Below are 20,990 nucleotides of genomic sequence, written 5' to 3'. Positions count from 1 at the left end.
AGACCTAGTACGCCCCCACAGAAAAGTTTGGGATTCTCAGAACGACAATGTCTGCACCATTGGTTCTGCTGCCGACTCGGCGCCCTTGCCGGTCAGCCAATCATGTACGGCCTTGCTGACCGCCATCAGTCGCGTGCGTGCAATCGCATGCGTGTACGTGGATGATTCACGCGTGAATTCCTTCCCAAACGTCTCATGGCCCATCACCCATTCAACTGCCTCGGTGTCGCCGCAGTTGCCGGCGTAAGTCCGGAACGTATGACGTAAGGATTGGAAACCTCGGTATGCCTTGTAACAGTCTGCCAACTCCATGCATGAACGAAACCGCCGCGTGAATTGGACGTTGCTGACTTCGGGCCTCAGCGGTCGCCCGTGGGCATTCAGAAACAGTCGATCCTCGAATTCGTCTTCGGCCGGTTCCGGCCGGACTTTCATAGCCGCCTTGACCGCGTCGATCGTCTCAGGCCAGACGTGAGCCAATCGGGGTTCACCGCTCTTGATGCGGTTCTCTCCAAACCACCATTCCCCTGCGCTGTCCTGCGAAAAGTCCCCAGCGCATAGATAGCTGAGTTCTTTGTTCTCGAGGGCAAGATTCAATCCAATGTAAATCCATGCCTTCACGTCATCGTCTGCGACGTCCAACATGGCGGTGATTTCGGGCCGCTGAAACAGCTTGACACGGGACTCCGTGATCTTGACGCCTTTGGTGCGCCGTTGGCGGTTTGCCTCGCGTTCGTATGCCTGTCGCCCCATTGGGAAGTTGGAGCCATAGTCGGGCAGTGCGGGGAGCAAGTTTTGTTTCCTCGCCCATGTGAGGATATGCCGCATCTTGGAGATCTCGGACTGATAGCCTTTCCAGTTCCGGCGTGATCCATCGACGCGACTGATCATGACCTGTTCGCTGACCGCGTCGAAGTGTTTCGGCGTGAGCGCTGCGACCAAGGTCTTTGCTCCAAAATACTTCACCAGACGGTCACATCTCCCCTTCATGCAGGCAACATGTTCGGGGCTGACCTGCCCTTTCTGGAGTCGCTCGGCTAACGCCAAGCGGTAGGCCGTTGCCACGGCGCCTACCGTGTAGCTGTGATGACTTGCCGAAGTGATCGGACTCCATGGCAGACCGCTCTGCAGGATCGACCTACCCTCACGCCATTGATTGACCGCGATCGCTCGATCCTTGCCCAGGGAGACTTGCCGGCCTCCGGTGAGATTGTTGGCGACGTAGTAGTAACCATGCCGGGAGTGATATTTGACTTCCGTCTCGATCGTGCAGGGCGGGCGTTGAGACTTCGACGCGTCGAACCAATGATCCGGATTACAGCATCCGGCGACCTTGCAGATTGATCCCATGCGGGTGGGGTATTGGCCGTCGTTTTTGTGAGCCCACCAGAGTTGTCGGGCTCGATAGCACTTGCCGTCGATGGTGATCTTGCCGCTGCCTGGATACTTCCAGTGACCACCGTCGGCATCGTAGTCGGTTTGATCGTCAAGCTGACGAAAAAGGGCTTGTGTGATGGTAATCTGCGGCATCGTTCGACCTCGGAGGCAATTGGCTGAGGTTTGACGTGGGCCATCGATCGAGTTGCCGCTCGGTCGGTGGCCGGCTCTTTGGGGGTTATGAATCTACCCCCTCTGACCTGCCTTGGCAATCTTACTGGGAAAATTCTGGGTTGTGCCAGGTTGTTGCGTGTCTTGCTTATAATGGATAGGCGTTTCCACGCTGGATTTAGGTTCCAGTTTCTTCGGAAGTGCAGGTTCGACTCCTGTCAGCCCTATGCCGTTTCTCTGCCAGGAGAAACGGCTTTTTTGTGCGCGGCGCGAAGCGAGTGGCCCCGATCACCGATGTCAGATCGACTCGTTCAGCCTCCCGCCCGAGACCAAGCAGACCTCGGAGACCAATCGGTCATCCGCGTCTCACCGGTCCGATGTGTCCCATCGGTCGCATTCGTCCCATCGTTCCTTGGCCCAGGACGACATCTGGTCAGTGCCACCCTGCATCAGTCGGTTCAATTCAATTCCGCCACCGTCACGGGATCTGTTAGGATCAAGCGGTTACCGGCTGTTCGGTAACGACTCGGCAAGTCGTTGCACATGACGGAACGCCGCCGTTATCCCATCGTGTGGCAGAGCGGAATGACGATTCGATCTTTGCTTGCGGTCGTGGCTGTTGTCGCAGTTTGCACTTCAATTCTGGGCATGCCCCATGCGGCCTCGACGGTGACGATCGTTGAGGCCCATGAATCAAGCATGGAGATGCCAACCGAAGCGTTCGGCATGCGGGCATTTCTTCGCTGGTGGCCCGTCAGGGGATTGGCGTTTGTTGGCAGCGTTACCCTGACCGTTCACGTCATCGCTCGGTCACTTGGCCTGGAGAACTGGCGTCGATGGTTGTTCGCTGTCGCTGGGCCCACGATCGCAATGGTCGCCTGGCATGGGGTTTCCACGAAAATGAACCTCAGTGACCGACACTGGTTTTCAACCTGGGACCTCATTGAGATTGGTGTGGTTTTCAATGCCGTCTGTTACGCTGTGTTAAATCTATTGCTAATCGTTCCGACTTGGTTTCTGTCCGCTGGCGCCGAGCTGAACGAGGCTCCCGGAAAACGATCGGACGGGGGGAGTTAAGTTTTTTCGGCCATCGCTCTGTCATCCGCGGTCCGTGGTTCATTCGAAACATGCTGTGCCAATGAATCTGATACACACCCTCTTCGAAAATCGTCGTGTGTCCCCTGGATGGGCGATGCCGATGGGGTGGTTTGCCTGGTTCGGCGTGATGATGCCCGTCTTGTTCGAGCTGAATGGTTGGGTGCAGAACGTGGTGATGGCATGGGCAGGTTGGTTGACGCTGTGGATGACGGGATGCGTTGGAACCGCGTTCATTGGGTACGATGCTGCGCGAAATATTCGTCGCTTTGGATGCTTCGCCATTGCACGACCCCGATTCTTCTTTGAGCTTTCACGTGCATTGCTCGCGATTGCGTTCTTGCTTTGGGCACCGGCCCTGACGTTTGCATTGCTGCTTCCAAAGATCAACATTCCGCTGCCCGACGTCGTCAATATTCGGCATCTCGTGATCGTTCTCTCGGTGTTGTTTTGTGTCACCGCTGTTTGTGGTTACGTCACTTCCTTTCTCACGGGACGACCACGATGCGGGCGCGCCTATGAGTGCACATCCTGGTTCTTTTGTCTCGGCGGCGGAATTGCGATGGTGACGTTTGGCTACACCGCGATTCCTGACCCACCGCGGGGGATTTGGCCAGCGATTCCCGGTGCGCTGGCTTGCGGTTTTGGGATACTGTTGCTCGCTTGTGGAGTCTTCTCCGAGGCAATGCGTGCGGAACGCTCTGAATCAAGCGACGCACGGGAGCTGAGCCTGCGGCGTTGTCCGAAGGGGAAATCAAAATTCTCGGTCCGCTGATCGCGGGCGCTCGGTGGCCCTGAGAGGTATTGTTTGAAGATTCTCCTAGCGCTCGTCGCATTTCAGCTTTCCCCCAAGCACGACTCGACGAAACATGTTGCTGACTCGGATCATGCTTTGTCCATCGTTGGGCGTTGGAGACCCGATCGTCCAGGCCGATGGGAAGATCTTGCGTTTCTTACCAATCGGCATGCACAGCATGCCCTACGGTTTTAAGTCACATCGACGACGGGAACCAAGATGTCCGTTCACGGGGAAGCGGGGCGATTGGTGATCCACAGCGATTGATACGGAGCCACGTTCAGCACGGCGTTTTGATCGTCGAATCGGGTTCCCGAAATGGCGTCATGCCAGGCATCCATCGCGATCAGGTTCAGGTCGGATAGGCGTAGTTCCTGCACCGTGTCGCTCATGTTATTCACGCAGAAAACACTTTGGCTGCGGTCGGTGCTTTGCCGCCAGAACGCGAAGAATGGATCGTGGAGTTGCAGTGTGAACTGCGTCGCGTTGGGGTGGAACGGTAGCATCTGCCGGCGCAAACTGATGCGGCGGGTCAATTCGCCGAACACTTGATGGTGCACCGATCCTTCATCGCTCAGTTGCCGTTGCAATTCCTGCCAATCCCATTTGTGCCGATTGATGGCGCGGTTGATTTGCGTCGCTTCCACACCGGCTTGATCGTTCGGGGTGGCCAGCAGGCTGTGGATGTAGAATGCGGGGATGCCTTCGAGTGCCATCATCACGGTTTGCGAGCACAAAAAACGTTCCACCTGCCAGGGGTCTTCGCCTTTGACCGTGCCCCGCAGTGCATCAAACAGCGCCACGTTCAATTCGTAGACGCGTTCGCCACCGTCGGCGGTCCTTCGCGTCGAAACGCGTCCGCCGAAACGGCGGACGGTCTCGACCAGTTGCAATTGTTCCTCGTCGGACAACAAACCTTCGGCCGGCCGCATGCCGATGCCGTCGTGCGAGGCGGTGAAGTTCAGGTAGGTGCAGCCCACCGGCGCCGGAGGCATGGTCATCATCCAGCGCTTCAGGTACTCCGTTTTGCCGGTCAACAACGAGTGCACCAGCAGCGGCGCCAGGCTGAAGTTGTAGATCACGTGGGCTTCGTTGCGGTTGCCGAAGTACGTCAGGTTTTCGTGGTTGGGGACATTGGTTTCGGTGATCAACAAGGTTCCCGGTGCAAAGAAATCGGTGACCGTGCGGATCAGTTTGACCACTTCGTGCGTCTGGGGCAGGTGCATGCATGTGGTTCCCGGTTGCTTCCAGAGGAACCCGACCGCATCGAGCCGAAAGATACTGACGCCGTGTTCCAGGTACAGCCGGATGATTTTGAGAAACTCCAGCAAGACCTGAGGGTTGCGGAAATCCAGGTCGACTTGATCGTGGCTGAAGGTGCACCAGACATGTTTCAGGCCGTCGGACGTTTCGGTCGGTCGCAGCAGTGATGACGCGCGGGGGCGGACGACTTCCGACAGATCGTCGCCGACATTGGCTTCCATGATGTAGGACGCCCCGGGTTCGACTCCCTTGCGATAATTCTCGAACCATTGACTTTCCGACGACACATGGTTGATGACGATATCGGCCATCAATCGATAGTCATCGGCGATTTGCGAGATCTCTGACCAGTCGCCCAGCTTGGGATTGACTTGCGTGTAATCGATCACGGCAAACCCGTCGTCGGAGCTGAACGGGCAAAACGGCAGCACGTGAACGGCCGAGATGGAGTCTTTGACGTGCTGCTTGAGAAAACTGTGAAGCGTTTCCAGCGGGGCCGAATGGTCATCGACGATCGAGTCGCCGTAGGTGATCAACAGGCAGTCCTGCTGCGACCAAAGTTGGTGAAGCGGCAATGGGCGTTGTTCTTCGAGATGGTCGAAGATCGCGATGACCTGATCGGCCAGTCGCTCGGCATTGGAGTCGGGGTAAAGGAAACCGAGGTGTTGAGCAAGTTGCGCGCGAACGGGCGAGTCGTCAGTGTCCGTAGAAGCCATGGAATCGATTGCTTAAAGCGGGATAATCAAAGTTGGAGCGATTTGTTTCAGGCATTGTCTGCCTCCACAGCACCCAGAATCTGGTCATAGATGTCCGGCACCGCGCTGGTCACGCGGGACCAGTTGTGGATGAAGGGACTTTCGTCTGGACGATTGAGGAATTCATCTCCCGCCGCAACGATGACACGGCTGAACAATTCAACCGTGTTTTCCTCTCGGTGTCGATCCAGGTTCAGTCCACTCATCACGGCGTCGTTGTGGTAATGATCCACGACGTCGAGTGCTGTACGGTAGTAACAGGCTTTCAAGGTTCGCAGCATGCTGTTGCTGATCACGAATCCTTGGACGGCCAGTTTTCGAATAAAGGCTTTGCAGATGTCGGTCGCCATGCGATGCAGCCCGCTGGTGCGATCGTCTTCGGAAACCAGTTGATGTTTGTGATCGTACGCGTCGGCGATGTCCACCTGGCAGATCCGATTCAAGTTGCAATTGCGGTACATTTCCGACAGCGTGCCGATTTCCAGTCCCCAGTCGCTGGGGATCCGCAACGAGGTGACGATTTCGGAGCGCATCGAAAATTCGCCCGAAAGCGCGTAGCGAAAACTTCCCATGTAGTCGAGGTATTCGACGCGACCCAGCACCGTCTTGAGGGCACGGATCAACGGCACGACCAGCAGCCGGAACACGCGGCCGTTGAGTTTTCCGTTGGCGGCACGATAGTAATAGCCTTTGCAGAACTGATAGTGGAATGACGGATGCGCCAGCGGGTACAGCAGTCGGGCGGGCATCGAACGATCGTAGGTCAGGATGTCGCAGTCGTGCAGTGCGATGGCTTTGGATCGTCCCGATGCCAGGAAGTACCCCAGGCAATACCAGACATTTCGGCCCTTGCCCGGGTCCATCGGGGCCAGTCCTTCGGCTTGCAGCGCGGCATCGACGTGTCTCAGCCGTGTCCCGTCATTCCAGAGCACGACGTGGTTTTGCGGCAGTTTTTCGAAGAATCGTTTGGCGGCGTAGAACTGTTCTTCGTTGGCTCGATCGAGCCCGATAATGATCTCGCTCAGGTAGGGAATCTTCGCCAGCGCTTCGACGATCGGCCCCATCGCCGGGCCTTCCAGTTCCGAGTACAGGCACGGCAACAGCAACGCCATCGGGGTCTCAGCGGAAAACTGCACCAATTCTGACTCGAGCTCGTCAGTGGAGCGATTTCGCAGGTTGTGAAGCGTTCCGATAATTCCGTTCTGCGAAAAGTCCGCCATGGTGTTCGCCTAGATCAAGGGAGGGGAGATTGGGGAGGAGGAGTCGTGTCGTATTCTAGCCGTGTGAGCAGTTGGGAGACTGCTTCGGCCCAGCCGGCGGCTCCTTGCGCTGTGGCAACGATCCCCCGGTCGGCGGCAACGTGGACTCCCAGGCCGGCAGGAGTCGGGATGCCGATCGGGACGTCGGCCACGTCCAGCATGCTCTGGTCGATCGGGCTGTCACCGATGGCCGCCAGCAACGGTCGAGCGCTGGGCTGCGACGATGGATCGGCCTGCGACAAGCGATCGGCGACCGTTTGCATCGCCCGGCCCTTGCTGGTCTGGCCGGCGACGTGCCAAAAACGACCGCCGCGGGTCAAAGTCAGCTGGTGATCGCGCAAGGATTGTTCGAACTTGCACCGCTGGTCGTCGCTGTCGTCCCACAGCAGCGGCTCGGTTCCTTGACGCGCTAGCGCCATCCGGGCGCTGTCTTCGGGCAGTTGGGTTTCCGCCACGACACCTTCCAAACCCAGGTCGGCAAAGGAGCGAAACCGATACTGTGGTTTCAAAGACTGCAGTACCTCGAGAATCCGATCTCGCAACGCACCGATGATTTCAACGTCGCCGACCGGCTGATCCGCATCACTGCCCCAGCAAATCACGGACCCGTTCTCGGAGACAAAGGGATAATCGGCCAGACCCAGTTGCCGGCCCAGTTGGGTCATTTCCGGCACGGTCTTGCTGGAATTCATGACCACGGGGATCTGCCGATCACGCAACGTTTGCAACGTCGCGGCCGCCGGCGACCAGTCATAGTCATGCTTGTTGAGCAAGCATCCATCAAGGTCCGTAAACAGAATCAGCGGTGAAGCGGTTGGCAGCATGACGCCAAGTTTATGCAATCGACGATGCGGTCGCCACTGCGACTCCGGGCCGGGCGGGTTCGCTGACCTCGTAGAGCGATAAGGGGAAAGATGCCCGTGCTGTGGCGTGAACCCGCCATCGTGAAAAAATCCCTGGCGGGTTTCGCCGAGCGGTTTTGATCTACCAAGAGTTCCCTTTCCGGAGCGGCGGACCGGGACGGGATCCAGGAGGTGGCTGCACATCGGACGCACGCCATCCTGCTTCATTGACGCCAAATTGACGCTGAATCAGTTGGGCCATGTCGACCTACCATGTCATCGAGTGTCGGAGAATTGAACGCGACGTTGGAACCGGATGCATCGTCGCAATCATCAATTGGGATGACGGGCGAACGATCCTTGTCCGACAGACGCTCGACGAGGACGGTGCGTATTCCTGGGATCGAATCATGATGTACGGCATTCGCACGGCCGACACGCTAGATTCGTTGATGCCGGCCATCGATCGTTTCTTCGACAGCAGCGATGTGGAACGACGGATGATGGTTTCCTCGTCCCAGTTGCGACGCGAGTTGATTGCGGCGACCGGTCGTCTGTTGGGGTAAGCGGCATTGGCATTCATCCAACCTTCCAATCCGTTCGCGGTCGGTCGGCGTCAAGGTTTGATTCCATTCTTGGCCAAGACGTCCAGCAGCGGAACCTTGTAAGCTTTTCCGTCCGGGGCCATCACTGCCGGGCTACGCGCTGTCGTGAATGCCTCTTTGATCATTCGATTCCATTTGTCCTGACCGGTGGCGCTTTCCCCATGGTCGGACTCCGTCGGCAAGTCGTACTTGTCCATCAACTTCTTTTCCGTCCCGTTGTATTTAGCAAGAATGGGGCGGACGTCCTTGTTCAGTTCCGCCTGATTCTTGTAGTGATTTCCCTTCAGCTGCATCAATTCGATAAACAGGTCGCGGGCCAACAGGGCGACAATGTCGTAGTGACCCTGCTCATGTTTCAGGATCTGATCGGGTGTGCGTTTCTTCTTCCGATTGATCTCCTCCATCTTCTTCCAGCTCTTGGACGCGTTGAACTTGATCGTCACGTTGATGTTGTCGTGGACCAGTGACGAGAGCAGGATGGTCGGAACGGAAAACGACGTGCTCGTAAACGCGAGGTGGGAGCTGCTGGCGTCGGGCGTGCCCACGAAATCTGACCACCTGAGCGTCTTGAAAAGGCCGGTAAGCTTTGACGGCATCGGAGTGTCTCCATTGAATTGAGTCGGGATCAGCCAGGATTCTGGTATCACCTGTTATCGTTTCAATGGCAGGAATGTTGTGCGGAAAGTTCTCGGTTACGGCGAACCGCTGTTTGGGGCCAGTCGTTCACTTCGTCGGCCGCTCGATCACGCCGCCCTGATGGTTGCGATCGCCAACGGCATCTTGCCCCAATTCTGCTTGCCGGCGGCGTTGAGATGAAAGAGATGGACGGGAGTACTTGCCTGACGACCGATATCGAGTGTCTCGTCGATCGCTTCGAGCAAGCGGTCGCCTGCGTTTCGCATGTGCGTGTAATAACCGCCTCCGTATTCTGGTTCGGCAGCGTTACCGACGGAAAAAGACGCGACAGAAAGGGCAATCAGCAACGTAAAGGATCGAGACATTGCTGCAGCCTCTTCTCTCACTGGTGCTGGTAACGATCGCATGACAGATGACCCGGTCGGGTCAAGACGCCTCACTGGAACACCAGCGTGCCGAATTTCTTGAATTCGTGGAAACTTGAACCCACTCGCGCCCAATCCCAGCCGGTTGACGTCCGATCGTCATAGTCCACGCGATAGAAATTGGCTCGCCATCGCGTTCCCGGTTCGGGCGGCAGATTTCGAAGCGGCTTCAACAACGCGTAAGGGATAAACACTTCCGCACTCCAGCCGGTGACCGCGGCCATGGACTCGTTTGTTCCGCCCTGCGCCGAAACCGCTTTCTTGATCTTTCGATCGCCCTCATAGTGCCACGGACGCCAGCCCAGGAAACGGCCGTCCAGGTTTGGAATCAGAATCGGAAGCTCATAGCCGAGCGGTGAAATTTCATACTCGAAGTAAACCGGATCTTCTTCGTGAGTCCAGAAGAAACATTCATAGACATCTTCGTTCCAGAGGTCCAAGAAATCTTCATTCATGGTTGCAGTCAGCTTTCGATCGCTGCCGTCAAACAGCACGTAGACCCCGGTCCCGGAGTACAGCATCTTGATACGTGAGGTGTAGTCGTGGCTTCCCTTCGGGCGACGGTTTAGCGTCACCCACTCGGCCGACTCCCACGCCGCCGCGTCGCCCTTGCCGTTGACCGTGAAGTCTTCGCAACGGTTGACGTTCATGGTCGGCGGCGAAGCTTCTTCGGCGTGAGTTGGCCGGCTGACACAGACTTGGATCGTGGCGATCGAGAGCAGCAAAATGCCTGACGTGCAGACGCTTCCAATTTTGGGATACATGCTGATGTCCGAAAACAGGTGCAAAAGAGATTGAGTGTCGCTGAACGTCGTCGGTGGCGTCCTGTCGCCGGCATTGTATGCGAATCAGATACCGCTGCGTTGCCTCGGTAGAAAGATCCCACGTCCTCATCAATCTTTTAAAGTTCGTGCAGTATTAAAGCCACCCTCCTGGCAGGAGGGTCGAGCGCAGCGAGGGGAGGTCGATTGGTGCATCGCGGCGTTCACTTCACTCTTGATGGGTGACCCCAAGCAGCAACCCAAACCCTCTCCTCGCTTCGCTCGACTTTCCCAGAGGGAGAGTGACAAGAACCACTCTTGTCAACGACTTAAAAACTGCACGACCTCTTCAAGGAGGGTGACTGTGGAAACGTGTCTTCGACTGATGTGTCGGGGCGTCGCGTCTCCGTACCTCATGCTTTCACGATGCGTTGATCTAGCGGGCTACGCGATGATCTCGTGGGCGACGTTACCGTGAACGTCGGTGAGTCGGAAATCGCGGCCGGCGTAACGGTACGTCAGCCGCTCATGATCGAATCCCAGTAAATGCAAAATGGTGGCATGCAGGTCATGGACGTGGACACGGTCTTCGACCGCCTGGAAACCGAACTCATCGGTCGCGCCGTGCACGTGACCTCCTTTCACTCCGCCGCCGGCCAGCCACATCGTGAACCCGTAATGATTGTGATCTCGGCCGCTGTTGGTCCCGGCATTGGCGCCCGGTTTGGGCAGTTCGACGGTCGGCGTGCGGCCGAATTCACCTCCCCAAACCACCAGGGTGTCGTCCAGCAACGAACGTTGTTTCAGATCTTTCAACAACGCGCCGATTGCTTGCGAGCACTCGCCGGCCAAGCGACGATGGTTGTTCTCGATCTTGTCGTGACTATCCCAGGGCTGTCCCGCGCCGTGCCACAGTTGGATGTATCGCACGCCGCGTTCGACCAGTCGCCGCGCGATCAGGATCTGTCGTGCCTGGATCGAATCGCCGTACATGTCGCGAATCGATTGGGGTTCGTTGCTGATGTCAAACGCATCGGTCGCTTCGATCTGCATGCGATAGGCAAGCTCGAAACTTTGCACGCGCGATTCCAGTTCGGCATCTTGCTGACGAGCCTGTTGATGACGTTCGTTTAGCGTTTGCAACAGATCCAATTGCCGACGTTGCTGGTCGCGGGGCAGCCCGGTTGCGTTGCGGATATTCGCGATCAGTTTTTCGATTTCCTGGTGTCTGCTATCGATGTACGTCGCCTGGTACGCACCGGGCAGAAAACCGGCCTGCCAGTTCTCGGCGCCTTTGATCGGGTAGCCGCTCGGGCACATCGAGATGAAGCCCGGTAGATTCTGATTTTCGCTGCCCAGTCCATACGTGACCCAGGATCCCACCGAGGGACGCACGAGTTGGCCGCTGCCGCAATTCATCAGCATCAACGAGGGCTCGTGGTTGGGCACGTCGGCGTGCATGGATCGCACCACGCAAACGTCGTCGATCATCTCGCCCACGTGCGAGAACAACTCGCTGACTTCGATCCCGCTTTCGCCATACTTCTTGAATTTGAACGGCGATCGATAGGCGGCCCCGGTTTCGCGTTCGGTGCGCAGATTCAATGGAATCGATTTTCCGTGGTATTTGTCGAGCGCCGGTTTGGGATCAAACGTGTCGACTTGCGACGGCCCGCCGTTGAGGAACAGGTGAATCACCGCCTTCGCCTTGGGCGCAAAGTGCGGCGTCTTGGGAGCCATCGGGTTCGTGGCCGTCGCAGCGTGCAGCAGACCGGACGTGTCGTCGGACAGGACGCCCGCCAAGCCCAGCGAACCGAGCCCGATCCCGCTACGACGCAGGAAGTCGCGGCGAGTCGCGGGCAGTCGGTTCAGTGCGGAAAGGAAATCTGACATCGTACAATCCAAGGTGGGATAGTCTTAATCGACAAACGCGAACTCGTTGCTCAGGAGCAAAACTTGCGCGAGTTGAACCCAGGGATCCAACGTGGCCTCTGATCCAGGGGTGACAAATTCAAGCGTCACCTGCAATTCGGCCGGTGCCGGGTCGCGAGCCAAGGCGAGTCGATACAGTCGCTTGATACGTTCGGCCGTGCGGTCGGTGGCGACTTGTTCGGTATCGTCGCCGGTCGGGCCTTCCGGTTCCGCTTTGCTGCGTTCCGCTTCGCTGCGTTCCGCCAACGCTTTGGCCTGCTCGATGACGAATCCGGAATTCATCAGGTAAAGTGCTTGTTGCGGAACGGTTGTTTTGGCGCGTTTGGCTTGACTGGCATCGGGGCTGGGAAGATCAAAGCTGGCCAGCAGTCCGGGCAAGTCTTCGCGATCGATGTAGGCGTACAGGGCGCGACGCGTGGCATCCTGGTGGATCATGACGGATCGCCCGCCCACCGATTCATCCAACCGTCCGGCGACCGACAACAATCGATCACGCAGCGGTTCAAAATCCATCCGCCGTCGCGGCATGTGCCACAGCAGTCGGTTTTCGGGGTCTGTTTCAATCGCGGCAGGACGCGTGTCGCTGGACTGTTGCCAGGTTGCCGAGAGCATGATGCGGCGTTGCAGACGCTTGATTGACCAGCCGTCGGCGATCAGCCCTGCCGCAAGGTCGTCCAGCAGATCCGGGTGCGTCGGCAGTTCACCGCGAATCCCAAAGTCACTCGGCGTGCGGACGAGGCCTTCGCCGAATTGGTGTTGCCAGACGCGATTGACGATCACCCGTGCGGTCAGCGGATTTTCCGGGTCGGCAATCGCTTGAGCCAATTCCAGACGCCCGCTTCCCTGTTCAAAGGGCTTGCCGCCATCGACGTGCGACAAGACCTGCAAAAATCGTCGCGGGACGCGATCGCCTCGATTGCCGGGCACGCCGCGGCGAAAGATCACCGGTTCGACCGGCTTGGGCTTGTCGAACATCACCATCCCACGCGGCGGGGCGCCCGGATGCGTGACGCTGACCCCGTTCACGCCGCCGAGCAATTGGTTGTATTTGCCACGCTCGGCCTGATCCAAATGTGCGATCGCCTGGCCGCTGTCCAGGGTGGTCGGTGCGTCGGCGGACCACAAAACCTGGCGTAACGTTTCGTCACCGGCGTCGGGCAAGCGTTCCAGACTCTCATCTGCTTTGCGTGCTTCGATCCATTGGGCATAGACCGCTTCCAACACATCACCGAACACCTGCGCCGCCTCGGGCAAGGATGTCGGCTGTGCCTCGCGCAACGAATCAAGCAAGCGTTGAGGGATCGGATTCGCCGGTTCCTGCCCTTCTGTCGTTTCCGTCGCCGTCGCGGCTTGGTCCAAGAGTGTGGCCGACTTCGCGGCAAACTCATCCAGCGGCAGTGCGGCCAGTTGACGAAGCAGTTCCCAGACGGGATGCGGCGATGCGTTGGCGTTGACCAGATACTGTTGCCATCGCCGCGAGGCCGGCAAACGCAACGCCCCCCGTTTCCCTTGGGGCTGCACCTTCCCCTTGCTGTATTGGGGCAGCGACTTGGCGATGTAAACCAGATAGTCGGCGACGCGTGAACGCAGTTCGTTTTCGATTCCTTGGCGTCGCTCTTCGACCCACTTGTCGACCTCTTGCTGTTTTTCTGCCTTTGCTTTGAGGAACGCCTCGTATTCCGGAGTGGATTGTGGATCGCCAAGAAGCGGCAACTCGGACGGTTCTTCGGAACTGGCGAAGACGCCGTACAGCGAGTAGTAGTCGGCCGTCGGGATCGCATCGAACTTGTGGTCGTGGCAGCGGGCGCAGGCGACGCTCATGCCGAGAAAACCTCGGGTGACCACGTCGATTTGGTCATCGATGATGTCGTGTTTGCGGTTCATGAAACGCCGACCGACGGTCAAGAACCCCATCGCCGCCAGCGCGCTGCGGGCCTCACCGGTCAGATCCAGTTGGTCGGCGGCAAGCTGCTCGATCACAAATTGGTCAAAAGGCTTGTCGCGGTTGAAGGCATCGATCACGTAATCGCGATAGGTAAACGCATACGGGTATCGCGTTTCCCTGTTTCCGGCCAAGTAGCCTTTCGTGTCCCCGTAGCGGGCGATGTCCAACCAGTGCCGCGCCCAGCGTTCTCCATAGTGCGGGTTCTCCAATAGACGATCGACAAGACGGGCAAAGGCATCAGGCTGCTCGTCCGCTACGAATGCCTGGACCTGTTCATAGGTCGGTGGCAGTCCCAACAGCGCGTGGTAAGCCCGATGAATCAGGGTGCGGCGATCGGCTCGCGGGTTCGGCGCCAGTCCGCCGTCGGACAACCGTGCCAGCACGAAACGGTCGATCGCCGTCATGCCATCGCCACCAAAGGCGTCCACCTGGTCTTGACCCACTCGCGCTACCAGATCCGCGATCGATGGCGGCGGCGTGGTTGCGATCGGTTGGTAGGACCAATGCGAGCGTCGTTGAGCTTCGATGTGCTCCTCCGGCGACATGCTGACCGTCTGATCTGTTTCGATCGCTTCTTCCGGCCAAGACGCCCCGCTGCGAACCCAATCGGACAGCACGCGAATCGCTTCCTCGGGCAACTTGCTGTCCGGCGGCATTTGCAAGCCGTTGTCTCGATAGCCGATCGCACGGATCAGCCGACTTGCCTTGACATCACCGGGAACCACAACCGGTCCGCTGCCACCGCCACGTTTGAAATGGTCTTGGCGATCCAGTCTCAGTTCACCCGACTGGTCCTCCGGTCCATGGCACTCGACGCAATGCTGCACCAACAGCGGACGCACCTTGGTCTCAAAGAATTCCTCTTGCTCGGACGAGGTTGCGGTCTTGTCTTGCGGCACAGGGGCGCCGACGGCGGGAAGGCACGTGGCAAGAAACAGAATCCCCAAACCGACCGCGTAGCAACTCAATCGACTGGTGCGGGTCAGGCAGGAGGCAAAATCCTGGCGATGAGAATACACGCGAGGCATCTCTTCTCGGGGGCAGGCGGGGCAAAACGCAGTGGAAAACCGGGCGGCTCTCTCGGACGTTTCGAGCTGGGGCAGGCGGGGCGGACGAGGCCGTGTGTCTATTCTACGAGATCTTGCCGTCCCGGGCGAGTGTTATTCGCGATCTAGCCCAAGTGGGGTAAGCATCCTGCTTGCCATTGCACGGAACGCAAGCTGGAAGCTTACGCCACTTTAGTTTGACAGATTCGCCAGTGTCAATTTTTTGGTGATGACACGTTGCCCCCCGAGATCACGAATCTCAAATGCCAGCGTCGGAGCGTCGCCCTGCCAATCGATCGCCAGCAGACCGTAGTTTTCGCGGTGGTAGGTCGACTCGCTGACCCGATAGCGATTGTCGGTAGGCGTGCCACGTGGGTGAAGCTGATTCAAACTGCTGCAGGTGATGTCATAGATCGGGTAGGGCGTTTTCTCGGCCAGCGCTGACACCTCCGACCAGTGCCGGTCGCCGCTGATGAAAACGACTCCGTTTGCTCGGGTGTCACGGATCAGGTTCAACATCCGATCGCGTTCCAGCGGCAAATTCGCCCAACATTCCTGGCCGGCGTCCTGGGCAACGAATTGAATGCTGGAAACGATCAGCCGGACGTCGGCGGGCTGACGGAACTGTTCCTCCAGCCACCGCCATTGGGCGTCACCGAGCATCGTCTTTTCCGCATCGTCGTCAGGGTAATAAGGACCGCCGACACGTCGCTCGCCCTTCTTCAATGGAGATCGAAAGTAACGCGTGTCCAGCAAAATGACTTGCAAACGCTTTCCTTCGGGGCCGAAGGTTTGGGAGTCGTAGACGCCCGGCCGCCGACGCAGCGGCGAGTCGGCCGGGATGTTCCAAAAATCGAGGAACTGCTTCTGAGATTCCGCGCGTTTGGGATAGTCGGCGCCTCCGTCGTTGACGCCAAAATCATGATCATCCCAGGTCGCCATGACCGTGCCAGAATCGATCAGTGACGCAAAGCCCGACTTCTGAGACAACGTCTGGTACTTGTTCCGCATCACCGCCATGTCCTCGGTGTCGGCATAAATATTGTCGCCGGTAAACAGCAGCAGTTCAGCCCGCTCGGCCGCCATGGCCGAAAAGATCGGCGCGGGCTGGTCTTGTTTGATACAGGAACCAAAAACGACGCGTGTGACCGCGGCTGATGAATCGGCGTCTGCGGAAACGGAGAGCGGAGACAGGACGATGGAAATCAACGAGGCCAGAGCGAGGGGCTTGAACATGGTGCGGCAATCGAAACAGGCTTTTAGAGTTGGATTCAAACGATGCTGAGGTAGTTTAGAGAAGTCGGGCAGGCCGTGTGTGCAGCAGGGGCAAAACGATGGGGGCAAAACGATGTAAGGCAGTAGGAGGGAAGGCAGAATAATACGGGGCAGAATGATGGGTGGCAGAATGATGGAAAGGAAGAAGAAGGAGGCGGGGGGCGTATGATGTTGGCTTTGCGACCTGAGCGGTCAGTCCATCATTCTGCCCTGTATCATTCTGCCATTTCTAGTCATTCCGAATCTATTTCCATTGATCAAGCAACTGTTTCGCGGCCTCGGATTCTCCATGGACGCCCGATTCGGCCAGCGTTCTGAGCATCGGCACAAAAGTGGATCGATGCTGCCTGGCGATCTGCGTCAAGAGTTTGGAAAGGTAGACTGCTCGCAACGAACGAATCGTCGTCTGATCGCCCCTCTTGATCTCCGTTGCCGCCTCGGCCAGGGCGGGGTGACGAAAGAGTTTGATGATCAGCTCAGACAGTTTGGGTTGATCGTTCATCGCCGTGATCAGCTCGTTAAACAAATCAAACCGGTTGATCGAATCTTCCGCAAAGCGTTGATCGACGATTTCATCCGCCAAATCGTTGTCTCTGCCCCAGCAATAGATTCCGACCACCAGGTCAAGCCATGCGCGATTGCTGTCACCACTTAAATGCTTTCGAATTGCCGCGCGATTGACAGGCACTTGGACCCAACGGTGAAGATCCGTCGATGCATCCGCAATACGATCCACTCCGAGCCATCGAATCAGGTGGAAGATTTTGACAACGCCCTCGACTTGCTTGTCTGGCGCGAAGTCGTCGATCAGATCTAGGAAGGACGTTGCGGCACCCGGGTAACGGTCGCCCAGAAGTTCGATCAGAAATTCTGCATAGGTTGCTTTCCAGTTCTCTTGTGACTGAATCATCCGGATTGCGAGTGCTTGGTATTGCTGAAGTGTCTTCGTTCGAAATTCCTGGTCCGCTTCGTCTATACTCAATGCGGCATACGACGATTGACGGCGATACATGGACTTCAATACCGATTTTGGATCGTCGAACTGAGCGAGCAACTCGATCATGCGGATTTCAAGTTCAAGTGCTTCGTCATCGGGAAGGCGACTGGCCTTTTCGATGACCGCACGTGCACTTTCACGTTCGAACGGTTGTGAAATGGGCAGCAGCTGTTCCGCGATCTCCGACAGACCTGCCGTCGTTCGGCGGTGGCGATCATCGAACGCGTTACGATATGCAATGTCAAGCGTTCGTCCGTCGATGGACCACACGAGCACGCTTGTCCGATCGGGACGTCTAGCGACGTTCGGGCGTCGGCCGATCAACCTTTTGATCGATGCGGCGACCCAGTCGGGTTGGTAGGTCGCCGAATTGCCGTAATCATTCAGCTCCCGCAATTCTGATTTGGTCACTTGTCGACGTTCGAATGCTCGCCGATTCCATTCTTCAATCAGCAACGGAGCAACCGATTCGTCACCAATCTCTCCGAGAGCGTGAATCGCGGCATCTTTGACACTCGTTGTGCCGTCGGAAGTGTGGTAGACACCAGCGAGAGTGACCGCGAGATCCTGATCTTCGACACAATGGACCAGTTCCGGCACAGCGGATTTTGCTTCCGGACCGATTTCTCCCAACAGCCAGCTTGCCTGCGCACGACTCCTGAGATCACTGGACAACACAACCTCACGGAGCGCCGAGACGACTTCCGCAACGTGTGCGTCCAACTCGATCAGCCGATTCGCCGCGTACAACCGAACACCAACCTGGGCATCGTCCAGGGCGGACCGCAACAATCGTTCGGTCGTTTCTTCCGAACCGATCGCCTTAAACGCATTCAAGGCGCTGATTCGTTGAGAGGACAGGGGAGTCGCCGCAATGGTTTGTATCTGATCGACTAGACCATCGGTTTCAACCGGCTCCAAAAGACTGGCGTGATCGGACGCGTACCGGAGGATGAACGGCGTGTTCGCTTGACCCTCGTCGTTAAGCGATTCGGCCATCGCTCTGGCAACAACCGTTTGATCGAGTGCAGCCAAGACGTTTTGAACCGAAGACCAAATCGTGTTCACGCTCCCGCTCGGTTTGGAACTCCCGGTGTGATACTTTACCGCAAGCAGCAGGGCATCGACGGTTGCGGTGTCGTCCTCCGAGCCGAGTTTTTGCAGTGCTTTACAGGCTTTGTCAACCTGATCCGCACTCCGTTCGGTACGCAAGAGCGATAACCACTGGGGCAACGTTTTCCCTTCGTAGGTCGGCTGTCCCGCGCTGAGAGATCTCGACGCGTCGGCCATTGAATCAGCCAGTGAATCAGCCACGGGAGCGGTCTGGTCAGACGGCTCGCGATGGACGATCTTTGCGAGCCAAGTGTCGCCTCGTTTCAGCGTGTACTGACCGTTCTGGATCTCTAGTCCGTCGGCGTCACTGATGATCTCGATCCGATACTCACCCGCCCCCAAACTCAATGACTTTGGTTTTTGACTGAGCGTCAACTCGCGATAGACTTGGCCGGCTTTGAGAATCCTGACTTCGACGTTCGGTGAGGCGGTCTCGATCACCAATCGCCCGGCCGTCGTCTCCAGCGTGATGACGGCTCCCAAACCAAGTGAAATCACCAGTAAGAGTGCGACCGCCCAAGAAAGCAATCGTCTGGTGCGACTGGCAACGGCCGCCGGTGGAGGTGGCAGCGCATCGCTGTGCAGCGCCGCCGTCGCGTCGACGGAATTCATCGGAATAACGTTTCGACGCTGTTTCTGAATTTTGGCCGCCTCCTTCGTTCGACGGACAAGATCGCTGGAAACCGTAAAAGGCTTCAGCATCTCAGCGACCGATTCCATCGACACAGGCCGATCTTCCACGCGACGGGCCAACAACCCATCGACCAGTTCGCATAACTCATCCGGCGCGTCATCGCGGCGCTGCTTCAGCGGCGCCGCCGGTTCGGACGCAATTCGACGAAGTTTTGACAAAAACGGCTCACTCAGATCCGAGGCGTGGGGCGAATCACCGGTAAGCAGTTTGTAGAGCGTCGCCCCCAGAGAGTACAGGTCGGCGCATTGATCGACGTCGTGCGAGTTTTCCAATTGCTCCGGCGACATGTAGTCCAGCGTCCCCATCAATTGGCCGATCGTCGTCAACTCATCACCGGCCAGTTGCTCGTCCACCAGTCGTGCCAGCCCCAGATCCAAGACTTTGACGTCACCCCTTCGCGTGATCATTAAGTTTGACGGTTTCAGATCGCGGTGAATGATCCCTTGCTGATGAACGTAGGCCATGCCCTCGGCAACCTGACGGGCGATTTCGCAGGCATCCGCGGTCGGCAGCGGCCCCAGCAAACTCGCCAGCGTCCCACCATCAAACCCGTCGACCAACTCCATCACTAAAAAATGAACGCCATCCACTTCGCCACCGTCGGTCGCTTGCACGATGCTCGGATGGTTGAGCGATCCGACGGCCTGCATTTCACGCTCAAATCGCGCGACCGCGGCCGGGTTTCGCAGCCATCGACCGGGCAGCACTTTCAATGCAACTTGGCGATTGAGCCGTGTGTGACGGGCGCGATAGACCGTTCCCATGCCGCCGCGGGCGAGCGGTTCCAGGAGTTCATAATCACGCAGTTTGGGGGCATCGGAGACGCCTTCGATGCCAGATTCCGACGCCGCATCGCGCCATTTGGACTTCGCGGATTTTACCGCCTGGCGATACGCTGATGCGGGTTCTGGTTGGTCGACGGGAGTGCGTAGTGATTGGACCAGCGTGTCCGATTCGCGGTCCAGCAGCGAGATGGTGGATTCGCAATCGCTGCAGGAGTCGATGTGGTGCGCAACAGCATCCGAAGCCGACTCGGGCAACTCGCCCAGTAAATAGCGGCGCAGTTCTTCGGTGGAGAAACAGGCGGCTTGGTTCATGATGGTGTCCATTGGGGCGTGTGACTAGTTTAGCCATTACGTAACCACGGACGGGCGCGACACGAAAATCTGGAATCGCCCGAATGAACCTGACACCACCAACGACATCGGCGCCTGGACGCTTGCGCGGCGTAGGTCAGGCTGTGCCTGTCGGCCCATTGGCTTGCACAGCATGCCCTACTTCCTACGCAGCAATGGCTCCATCATTCATGATCTGCCAATTCCAGCCTTAGCCGCCGCAGCACCCGGGATTTGGCTTGTCGCACTTGATTCGGGGACATGCTCAAGCGTTCGGCGACGTCGGCTGTCGGCATTTCTTCGACGACCGACAAAAAGAAGGCCTGCCACGTGTGCGGCTGAAAATCAGTGCGAATCAGCTCCATCGCGCGATGATACAACGCCCGGACTTCGTGACGTGTCACGTCGGACGCATCGTCATCCCACTGTTCGGGAAGCTGGTCGGGGTATTCAGCCAATTCGCCGAAGGCCGTGTCGCCGCCGCGTGCTTTGGCTTCGGATGTGCGGTGATGGTCGCGAATTTTGTTGCGTGTGATCGTCCACAGCCAACCGCGAAAGCGTCCACGAGCCGCCGGATCGAAGCGCCGAATCGCTTTGGCAACCGACGTGAAAACTTCTTGCATCACATCCGCCGCGTCTTCAACGGACAATCCGCCGCGACAACCCCACGAGAAGATCAACGGACCATACAGGTCGACAAGTCGCTGCCACGCGGCCTGGTCATCCGCTTGAACGCGACCGACCAGGGTCAACGAAGTTTGACCAGAGGAGGAATCGTTTTGTGGGGCGGGAGGCATGTCCGAGGTAGGGTTTCCGAAGGGATTAGAGCGGTGTGATGGGGCTATGATAGCTTGTTGTCGCGGTGGGACGCAGGCGAGGTGTGGCGTG

Annotated in this window: 14 protein-coding genes; 2 read left to right on the top strand and 12 right to left on the bottom strand. The window is 57.8% G+C overall.

The features are described from left to right. Positions 1 to 36 precede the first annotated feature (36 nt). Positions 37 to 1,530, bottom strand: coding sequence for a site-specific integrase (locus tag Enr13x_RS18795; protein WP_145388488.1), 1,494 nt, complete (start codon positions 1,528 to 1,530; stop codon positions 37 to 39). A gap of 1,216 nt (positions 1,531 to 2,746) precedes the next feature. Here Enr13x_RS18795 and Enr13x_RS18790 point away from each other — a divergent pair. Further along, positions 2,747 to 3,418, top strand: a complete 672-nt coding sequence (locus tag Enr13x_RS18790; RefSeq protein WP_145388487.1) for a hypothetical protein — start codon at positions 2,747 to 2,749, stop codon at positions 3,416 to 3,418. Positions 3,419 to 3,666: 248 nt separating this feature from the next. On the opposite strand, the gene Enr13x_RS18785 is transcribed toward Enr13x_RS18790, so the two are convergent. Genes Enr13x_RS18785 through Enr13x_RS18775 form a run of 3 tightly spaced genes read right to left on the bottom strand, consistent with a single transcriptional unit; the run spans position 3,667 to position 7,540 of the window. Further along, positions 3,667 to 5,418, bottom strand: a complete 1,752-nt coding sequence (locus Enr13x_RS18785) for a sugar phosphorylase (RefSeq protein ID WP_145388486.1) — start codon at positions 5,416 to 5,418, stop codon at positions 3,667 to 3,669. Between the two features lie 47 nt (positions 5,419 to 5,465). Further along, the gene (locus Enr13x_RS18780) at positions 5,466 to 6,677 is read right to left on the bottom strand and encodes a glycosyltransferase family protein (protein ID WP_145388485.1); all 1,212 of its coding nucleotides are present in this window, start codon (positions 6,675 to 6,677) and stop codon (positions 5,466 to 5,468) included. Positions 6,678 to 6,691: 14 nt separating this feature from the next. Continuing rightward, complete coding sequence (locus tag Enr13x_RS18775; protein WP_197456149.1) at positions 6,692 to 7,540, bottom strand: HAD-IIB family hydrolase; 849 nt, start codon at positions 7,538 to 7,540, stop codon at positions 6,692 to 6,694. A 278-nt stretch (positions 7,541 to 7,818) separates the two neighbouring features. Here Enr13x_RS18775 and Enr13x_RS18770 point away from each other — a divergent pair, with 278 nt between their 5' ends. Continuing rightward, complete coding sequence (locus tag Enr13x_RS18770; protein ID WP_145388483.1) at positions 7,819 to 8,124, top strand: hypothetical protein; 306 nt, start codon at positions 7,819 to 7,821, stop codon at positions 8,122 to 8,124. 50 nt (positions 8,125 to 8,174) lie between these two features. On the opposite strand, the gene Enr13x_RS18765 is transcribed toward Enr13x_RS18770, so the two are convergent. The 8 genes from Enr13x_RS18765 to Enr13x_RS18730 form a co-directional block, all read right to left on the bottom strand. Continuing rightward, the gene (locus tag Enr13x_RS18765) at positions 8,175 to 8,759 is read right to left on the bottom strand and encodes a DUF922 domain-containing protein (RefSeq protein ID WP_145388482.1); all 585 of its coding nucleotides are present in this window, start codon (positions 8,757 to 8,759) and stop codon (positions 8,175 to 8,177) included. A 147-nt stretch (positions 8,760 to 8,906) separates the two neighbouring features. Then, a complete protein-coding gene (locus Enr13x_RS18760; RefSeq protein WP_231744372.1) occupies positions 8,907 to 9,164 on the bottom strand; it encodes a hypothetical protein in 258 nt (85 codons plus the stop codon). Positions 9,165 to 9,235: 71 nt separating this feature from the next. Beyond that, the gene (locus Enr13x_RS18755; protein WP_145388481.1) at positions 9,236 to 9,988 is read right to left on the bottom strand and encodes a carbohydrate-binding family 9-like protein; all 753 of its coding nucleotides are present in this window, start codon (positions 9,986 to 9,988) and stop codon (positions 9,236 to 9,238) included. 441 nt (positions 9,989 to 10,429) lie between these two features. Next, positions 10,430 to 11,878: a DUF1501 domain-containing protein gene (locus tag Enr13x_RS18750; protein WP_145388480.1), complete on the bottom strand. Its 1,449-nt coding sequence runs from the start codon at positions 11,876 to 11,878 to the stop codon at positions 10,430 to 10,432. Positions 11,879 to 11,902: 24 nt separating this feature from the next. After that, positions 11,903 to 14,881, bottom strand: coding sequence for a PSD1 and planctomycete cytochrome C domain-containing protein (locus Enr13x_RS18745; protein WP_197456148.1), 2,979 nt, complete (start codon positions 14,879 to 14,881; stop codon positions 11,903 to 11,905). A gap of 219 nt (positions 14,882 to 15,100) precedes the next feature. Continuing rightward, complete coding sequence (locus Enr13x_RS18740; RefSeq protein WP_145388478.1) at positions 15,101 to 16,144, bottom strand: alkaline phosphatase D family protein; 1,044 nt, start codon at positions 16,142 to 16,144, stop codon at positions 15,101 to 15,103. Between the two features lie 283 nt (positions 16,145 to 16,427). Continuing rightward, positions 16,428 to 20,084 (bottom strand): serine/threonine-protein kinase, encoded by a 3,657-nt coding sequence (locus tag Enr13x_RS18735; RefSeq protein ID WP_197456147.1) that lies wholly within the window; start codon positions 20,082 to 20,084, stop codon positions 16,428 to 16,430. A 203-nt stretch (positions 20,085 to 20,287) separates the two neighbouring features. Beyond that, positions 20,288 to 20,899 carry an RNA polymerase sigma factor gene (locus Enr13x_RS18730; protein ID WP_197456146.1) on the bottom strand — a complete coding sequence of 204 codons (612 nt, stop codon included), beginning with the start codon at positions 20,897 to 20,899 and terminating at the stop codon, positions 20,288 to 20,290. Positions 20,900 to 20,990 lie beyond the last annotated feature (91 nt).

This window comes from Stieleria neptunia (assembly GCF_007754155.1).
GTDB classification, from domain to species: Bacteria; Planctomycetota; Planctomycetia; order Pirellulales; family Pirellulaceae; genus Stieleria; species Stieleria neptunia.
The sequence above is the reverse complement of the archived record's forward strand: the minus strand, read 5'-3'. Positions and strand labels throughout refer to the sequence as shown.